The 6962-nt window shown below is 56.3% G+C and carries 8 protein-coding genes; 3 read left to right on the forward strand and 5 right to left on the reverse strand.

All coding sequences use genetic code 11. From position 1 onward, the window contains the following. Nucleotides 1-4: 4 nt before the first annotated feature. Nucleotides 5-862, forward strand: a complete 858-nt coding sequence (gene rapZ / locus ACMV5H_RS01745; RefSeq protein ID WP_021180704.1) for an RNase adapter RapZ — start codon at nucleotides 5-7, stop codon at nucleotides 860-862. Then, the gene (npr, locus tag ACMV5H_RS01750; protein ID WP_021180705.1) at nucleotides 859-1131 is read left to right on the forward strand and encodes a PTS phosphocarrier protein NPr; all 273 of its coding nucleotides are present in this window, start codon (nucleotides 859-861) and stop codon (nucleotides 1129-1131) included. The genes rapZ and npr overlap by 4 nt, the downstream gene beginning before the upstream one ends. A 39-nt stretch (nucleotides 1132-1170) precedes the next feature. Here the strand turns inward: npr and ACMV5H_RS01755 are convergent, their stop codons facing one another. The 4 genes from ACMV5H_RS01755 to ACMV5H_RS01770 all read right to left on the reverse strand — a co-directional run bounded on the left by ACMV5H_RS01755 (nucleotide 1171) and on the right by ACMV5H_RS01770 (nucleotide 5249). After that, entirely contained in the window at nucleotides 1171-2664 is a 1494-nt protein-coding gene (locus ACMV5H_RS01755; RefSeq protein ID WP_414821360.1) for an aldehyde dehydrogenase family protein, read from the reverse strand. Nucleotides 2665-2684: 20 nt separating this feature from the next. Then, nucleotides 2685-3050, reverse strand: a complete 366-nt coding sequence (locus ACMV5H_RS01760) for a cupin domain-containing protein (RefSeq protein WP_021806963.1) — start codon at nucleotides 3048-3050, stop codon at nucleotides 2685-2687. 30 nt (nucleotides 3051-3080) lie between these two features. Further along, nucleotides 3081-4382: an NAD(P)/FAD-dependent oxidoreductase gene (locus ACMV5H_RS01765; protein WP_414821361.1), complete on the reverse strand. Its 1302-nt coding sequence runs from the start codon at nucleotides 4380-4382 to the stop codon at nucleotides 3081-3083. 99 nt (nucleotides 4383-4481) lie between these two features. Continuing rightward, nucleotides 4482-5249: a response regulator transcription factor gene (locus tag ACMV5H_RS01770; protein WP_021806965.1), complete on the reverse strand. Its 768-nt coding sequence runs from the start codon at nucleotides 5247-5249 to the stop codon at nucleotides 4482-4484. 286 nt (nucleotides 5250-5535) lie between these two features. Between ACMV5H_RS01770 and ACMV5H_RS01775 the strand changes: the two genes are divergently transcribed. After that, complete coding sequence (locus ACMV5H_RS01775; RefSeq protein WP_218520243.1) at nucleotides 5536-6663, forward strand: iron-containing alcohol dehydrogenase; 1128 nt, start codon at nucleotides 5536-5538, stop codon at nucleotides 6661-6663. Between the two features lie 207 nt (nucleotides 6664-6870). Here ACMV5H_RS01775 and ACMV5H_RS01780 read toward each other — a convergent pair. Then, nucleotides 6871-6962, reverse strand: a 92-nt coding sequence (locus ACMV5H_RS01780) for a hypothetical protein (RefSeq protein WP_245209168.1), incomplete at its 5' end; no start/stop codon positions are given.

A 6962-nucleotide genomic window follows, 5' to 3' on the forward strand; every position in this document is an offset into this window, starting at 1 on the left:
CCACATGGTGCTGATGATTGTCAGCGGCCGTTCCGGTTCGGGGAAATCCGTCGCCTTGCGGGCGTTGGAAGACATGGGTTTTTACTGCGTTGATAACCTGCCCGTGGTGTTGTTGCCACAGCTGGCCCAGACGCTGGCCGAACGTAATAGCTCCGCTGCGGTAAGCATCGACGTCCGTAACATGCCGGAATCGCCGGAAGTGTTTGAATATGCAATGACCCAGCTGCCGGAGAGCTTCACGCCGCAGCTGCTGTTCCTTGATGCCGATCGCAACACCCTGATCCGCCGCTACAGCGACACCCGTCGCCTGCATCCTCTCTCTGCCAAGAACCTGTCGCTGGAAAGCGCGATCGATGAAGAAAGCGATCTGCTTGAGCCACTGCGTTCCCGTGCCGATCTGATTATCGATACCTCGGAAATGTCGGTGCACGAGTTGGCGGAAATGCTGCGTACCCGTCTGTTGGGCAAACGCGAACGCGAGCTGACGATGGTGTTCGAATCCTTCGGCTTCAAGCACGGCATTCCTATCGATGCCGATTACGTGTTTGACGTACGCTTCCTGCCAAACCCGCACTGGGACCCTAAACTGCGCCCGATGACCGGCCTGGACAAGCCCGTGGCCTCGTTCCTCGATCGCCACACCGAAGTGCACAACTTCATCTACCAGACTCGTAGCTATCTGGAACAGTGGCTGCCGATGCTGGAGACCAACAATCGCAGCTATCTGACCGTCGCCATTGGCTGTACCGGCGGTAAGCACCGTTCGGTGTACGTGGCTGAACAGTTGGCGGATTATTTCCGTTCACGCGGCAAGAACGTGCAATCCCGTCACCGCACACTGGAAAAGCGTAAACAACAATGACGGTCAAGCAGACGGTTGAGATCAAGAACAAGCTGGGCATGCACGCCCGCCCGGCTATGAAGCTGTTTGAGCTGGTGCAGAGTTTTGACGCCGAAGTGCTGCTGCGTAATGACAGCGGCACCGAAGCGGAAGCCAGCAGCGTGATCGCGCTGCTGATGCTGGATTCCGCCCAGGGTCGCCAGATCGAAATTGAAGCCACCGGGCCGCAGGAAGAACAGGCACTGGCAGCGGTGATTGAGCTGTTTAATTCCGGCTTCGACGAAGATTAACGGGAGCGGAGATCCTCCGCCCCTAAAAAACAACGGCAATCAGTATCTGACCATCACCGATTTCAACTCGGTATAATGCTCGATAAACGCGCTGCCGAACTCTCTGCCCATCCCCGACGATTTCACCCCACCGAATGGCAACGCCGGATCGAGGAAGGTGTGCATATTGATCCACAAGGTGCCCACTTCAATCCGCGGGATCATGCGCATCGCCTTGCTGAGATCGTTGGTCCACAGGCTGGCGGCCAGGCCATAAGGCGAATCGTTGATCATGGCGATCATCTGCTCTTCATCCTCATAGGCCAGGAAAGTGCCCACCGGGCCAAAGGTCTCCTCACGCATTAACGCATCATGCGGCCCATTAGCGCGGATCGCCGTCGGCGCAACAAAGAAGCCTGGACCTGCCAACGCCTGACCGCCGCAGACGATCTGGCTGCCATCAGCCCGTGCCTTGTCAAACAGCGCCAGTACCTTGCGGTAATGCGCCTCGTTGGCCAATGGCCCCACTTCGGTACTCTCATCCAGCGGTGAGCCCACCTTCATGGCCGCCAAGCGCTGCGTCAGCTTTGCCAGTACCTCATCGATATGGCTGGCAGGCAGGTAGAAACGCTCTGCTGCGGCACAGATTTGACCTTGGTTCAGGTAGCCCGCCTCGATAATACCGTCGACCATCTTGTCGACCGAGACGTCCGCCAGAAACGCGGCGGCATTCTTACCCCCCAGCTCCAGCGTGGTACGCACAATCCCTTGCTCCATCGCCGCTTTCCCCACCGCGATCCCGGTAGGCACCGAGCCGGTGAAGGTCACTTTGGCACAGCGCGGATGGGCGATAAGCATAGGGCCAAGGCGTGCGCCTGAGCCGTTGATCACGTTGAGTGCACCAGCCGGGATGCCCGCCTCCGTTGCCAATTCCGCCACCCGCAGCATGGTTAGCGGCGTATACTCACTCGGCTTGAGCACTACCGTACAGCCACAGGTGAGCGCCGCAGCCAGCTTCCAGATGGCGATCATGATCGAGAAGTTCCACGGAATGATGCCGACCACCACGCCCAACGGCTCACGCCGGGTGAATGCGCTGTATTGCTCCCCCTGGAAGGAAGGCAATGAAACGTTCAACGTTTCCCCGCTGATTTTGCTCGACCAACCGGCAAAGTAGCGCAGGAACTGCGAGGCCATATCGATTTCCAGCCCGCGAGACAGCTGAATGGTTTTGCCGGAACACAGGCTTTCCAGCTGCGCCAGTTCCTCACGATGGGTTTGCAGCAGATCGGCCAGGCGCGTCAGGCAGTTGCCCCGCTCCAAAGGGGAAACCTGTGCCCAGCTACCGTGGAAAGCGTCAAAGGCCGCCTGCATCGCCGCGTCAACTTCAGCCTGGCCGCCTTCATTCACCTGCGCGATGGCCAGCCCGGTTGCCGGGTTAACCACCGCAAACCTTTCTACGCCTGCTCCAGCCACCGCTTGGTCGTGAATGTAATGGCCCTGCTGGCGGTCCAGAAAGGCCGTGACCTGTGGCAACAGTGTGATATCCGTCATCGTATCGCCCTCCTTGCGGGTTAGCCTTCGACAATCGCCAGATAGTGCTTCACAAAACGATCGGAGGTGATTTCCCAGCGCACCGGGGTGCCCTTCTCAACAAACCAGGAATCTCCGGCCTGATACTTTACCGACTCGCCGGTGTTCTCATTGGTCAGCGTTGCCGTGCCTTCCCATACCGTGGCATGTTCCGCAAACGGGTATTCCATCACGAAGGTGCCACGGGTACAGCTGAAGACACCGCAGTTGAGGTTGTCCGTTGGCGCGCCAAAAATCATCGCCACGCCGACGTTGGGTTCACCGGCGACCACCGTGGCCCCCAGGTTGCTGACGCTGCCAATTTGTTGCAGCTCTGGTAGCGCTTGCTTAAGCAGTAATGGTTTCATGATTTTTTCCTGTTAGATTAGTGGTCAGAATTAACGACGCCCCTTCCAGTAGCCGGAAGTCTGGTGCCAAACCTTGCCCGCGGTGGTCATCACACGGCGCAGCTTGTCTTTGCCAAAAATATCCACGTGCGGGATCGAACTCATCAGGTCATAGCGATCGGATCCCTCACTCATTCCTTCCGCCAACACCTTGCAAACGATATGGCTCGGCGTCACCCCAAAGCCGGAATAGCCCTGCACGTAAAACACGTTATCGTGCTGCGGTAGGGTGCCAATCTGCGGGAACAGGTTGGCGCTGCAACACAGCGGCCCGCCCCAGGCCAGGTCGATCTTCACGTCCTTCAGATACGGGAAAACTTTCAGCATCAGGTTACGGTTCCAGGCCTTCAGGTCTGAAGGAATATATTCGACCAGCCGGGTAGCGCTGCCGAACAACAGGCGGTTCTCGTTGGTGACGCGGTAATAGTCGATCACCGGCCGGATATCGCTGTAAGCCCCGCGGATCGGACTGATCTGGCGGATCAGCTCATCAGACAGCGGTTCTGTCGCCAACTGGAAGGCGTAGGTATTGATAGTCTTTTTGTAGATAAAGGGATCCATGCCGTTGAGGAAGCCGTTGCAGGCCCACAGCATCTTGTTGGCGCGTACCGATCCCATGCCGGTGCGCACGGTAATACGCGGGCCGTATTCCACATTCAGTACGTTGCTGTTTTCGAAGATTTTCACCCCGTAACCACTCAGCGCCTGCGCCTCTCCCAATAGCAGGTTGAGAGAATGAACGTGGCCCCCCCCCATGTGTTTCAGCGCACAGGTATAAGCATCAGACCCCACCACCTGCTTCACTTCGGAGCCGGTATAGAGCTCGATCTCTTCATCCGGTGAGACCGCTTTGAATTCTTTGAGCCAGGAACGCAGGGTCTTTTCCTGCCTGGCGTTGCTGCCGAGGTAGCCATAACCAAAGCAGAAATCGGCGTCGATGGCGTACTTCTTAATCCGCTCGCGGATAATCCCGGCACCGAGATTGCTGATCTTGAAGATGGTTTCTAACCCTGCCGGACCAACGTGGCGTTTGATCTTCTCCAGATCGTGGCCGATCCCGGCCATCACCTGACCACCGTTGCGACCCGTTCCGCCGTAGCCCAGATGGCGGCCCTCCAGAATAGCGATATTGGTGATGCCTTTTTCCGCCAGTTCCAGCGCCGTGTTAATGCCGGAGAAGCCACCGCCGATGATCACCACGTCAACATCCAGATCCTCTTCCAGCGTGGGGAAGCGCAGATCGTATTTCTTGGTCGCCGCGTAGTAGGTTAACGATTCGATTTGATTATTCATTGCTGCACTCCCTTTACCCATTGCCTTAGCCTGGATTATCAGCAGAGCATGGACGGGCGGCTATGTCCCTTTAGGGATATTCGCAACACTTTTTTAACATTATGCCGTACGGCGCAGGGGTGCACTCAAGAACAGGCTGAACAACTCAGCCTGAGAGCCAATATTCAGCTTGCCGTAAATATTCTTGCGATGATTTTTTACCGTGCCCAGGCTGATAAACAGCCGTTCGGCGATCTGCTGCGATCCGTTGCCGCTCAGGATCAGATCGACGATCTCACGTTCACGCGGGCTTAACGCATAGCGCGCCTGGGCTGCGCTATCTAGCAGCGGGGCAGAGGGAGTGGGCACATTAGCCGCGACCACCACTTCCCCATGCAGCCGTGCCACGCTTTTTACCAGCGTCAACGCGCCACGCAGGTCAGCCAGTTGGGGATAACGCACGCCGACCGTTTGCCGGGCCGAGCCAAAAAATATGCCTAGTCCGCGTTCCGGCGTCAGTTGCAGCAACACGCCAGCCTCGTCGTGCCAGCCGGTTTTACGGTAAAAGTTACGGTAGTAATCCGTCTGGTAAAAACCACAGGGAGCCAGTTGCCGCAGCGTAAACACATCGCCATGGCCGCCGCCGTTCAGCGCCTGGTAAAAGGGATCTTCAAGGTAAGCACCCTGCTGGTAAATCTGGTTTACCGCATCGCTGTTTTCTTTCTCGGTTTTCATCAGGCAGCGCGGTGCCTGACCATATTCGAAGGCATAGACGATGGCATTATCAAAGGCGAAAAAGCCCTCTAGATAACCCAGCAGGCTGGCATAGAATTGGCGGGTAGCGACTGCGTCGATCACCGCCGATAATCTTTCGACCTGAATACTCATTTCGCCCCCACAATCATTAATAAATTAACAATCAACCTTTCCCAACGAATCAGTGACCGACATTGGGCCAATAGGCTATAAAAAGCATTCAATTGGCCAGAATGCAAGGGTATTGCTGTTTACATGTTAATCAAATCACAAGTTAGGTCCTAACAACGATTACCCACACAATCCGAGTTGGTTAATATCTTAACAATTTCGTGTTATACGGAGGAAAAGCGTTGGTTTGCCCAGGTAGGCTGAACTATGCTGTGGTTTCAATGCCCAAATGCGCCAAGGAGAGAGCATGACCACTAGTCTGATGATCGCCAACCGGCAGGCCTGGTTTGGCAAGGGCAGCATCCAGCACCTGATCCCACTGCTCCAGGCAGAGCCGCAAACCACGCTGCTGTTCACCTGCCGATCGTTCCTTAACGGTACCCTCTATGCTGAACTGGCCCCGGTGCTGACGCCGTTGCTGGTAGGCAAAGAAATTGTCGCCCATGAGGCCTCCCCGCAAGAAATCGACCAATGGGTAGCACGCTGGCGAGGCCAGGTGCAAAGAGTGGTGGCCATCGGCGGAGGTAGCGTGCTGGATGCCGCCAAGGCGTTCGCTGCCCTGATCCAACACCCGCTGCCAACCCTGCGTTACATGGAAAAAGTGGGTGACAGCAAAATCAGTGGCGCAACGCTGCCGTTGATTGCCATCCCCACCACCGCAGGCACCGGTAGCGAAGTAACCCAAAACGCAGTGATCACCGATACTCAGGTCACCAAGGTGAAAGCCTCTTTGCGGCATAATAACTTTGTGCCACAGGTGGCGATCCTCGATCCTGACCTGCTGAAAGGAGCGCCAGATCATGTACTGGCCTATTGCGCTATCGATGCCTTTACTCATCTGTTTGAAGCCTACCTTTCCAAGACGGCCAGCAGCCTGTCGCGCGAGATGTCGTTGAGCGGCATCCATCATTTCCTGTGCGCCTGGCCAGTGCTGAAACAGAGCGATGAGGCCCGGGAAGCGATTATGCAGGCTTCTTACCTGGGTGGTCTCACGTTGAGTATGGCGGGCCTGGGTGTGATCCACGGCATCGCGGGCGAGATTGGGGCATTGCGTGATTACCACCACGGCCAGGTGTGCGGCCGCCTGCTGCTGCCGTTCCTTGAATTGCTGGGAGAAAGCGATCAGCCGCAACAACGTGCATTAATGACCGAACTGGCCCTGCGGCTATTCCCTGAAGAGCAGGACAGCCCGGCGCGCTTTTTGATCGACTTTATCACGCGCCACGCCATCGCCCCGTTCTGGCAGGACGAGCTATCCCTTAGCCAGGCGGAACTGGCCATCGTACTGGAGAAGTCCAACAGCAAGAATTCCTGGCTCAGCTACACTAGCGAGCAACGGAGGTTAATGATCGATGGGGCGTTCTTGATTGAATGATAATATAATCAGCACTATAGGATCGCGGGAGCACAACAATGAGTTTGGTTGACTGGATTTTAGGCGGTATCGCCCTGGGGCTGATCGTCGGCGCGCTGATGAAGATATTCGGCAAGAAGAAAGACGATTAATACGGTGCTCCCCCTCTGCATTCTGTACAGACCGGGGACATGGTAGACAGGTGTTCAAGGACATGGTGAACACTTTTTAACATCCTTTACCCATGATGATCGACCTATTTCTCAGGTCGATCATCCCCACTTTCGTGCTGTACCACCATATCTCGTAGTAGCCCTCTC

The organism is Serratia sp. N21D137 (assembly GCF_047530005.1).
Classification (GTDB): domain Bacteria; phylum Pseudomonadota; class Gammaproteobacteria; order Enterobacterales; family Enterobacteriaceae; genus Chania; species Chania fonticola_B.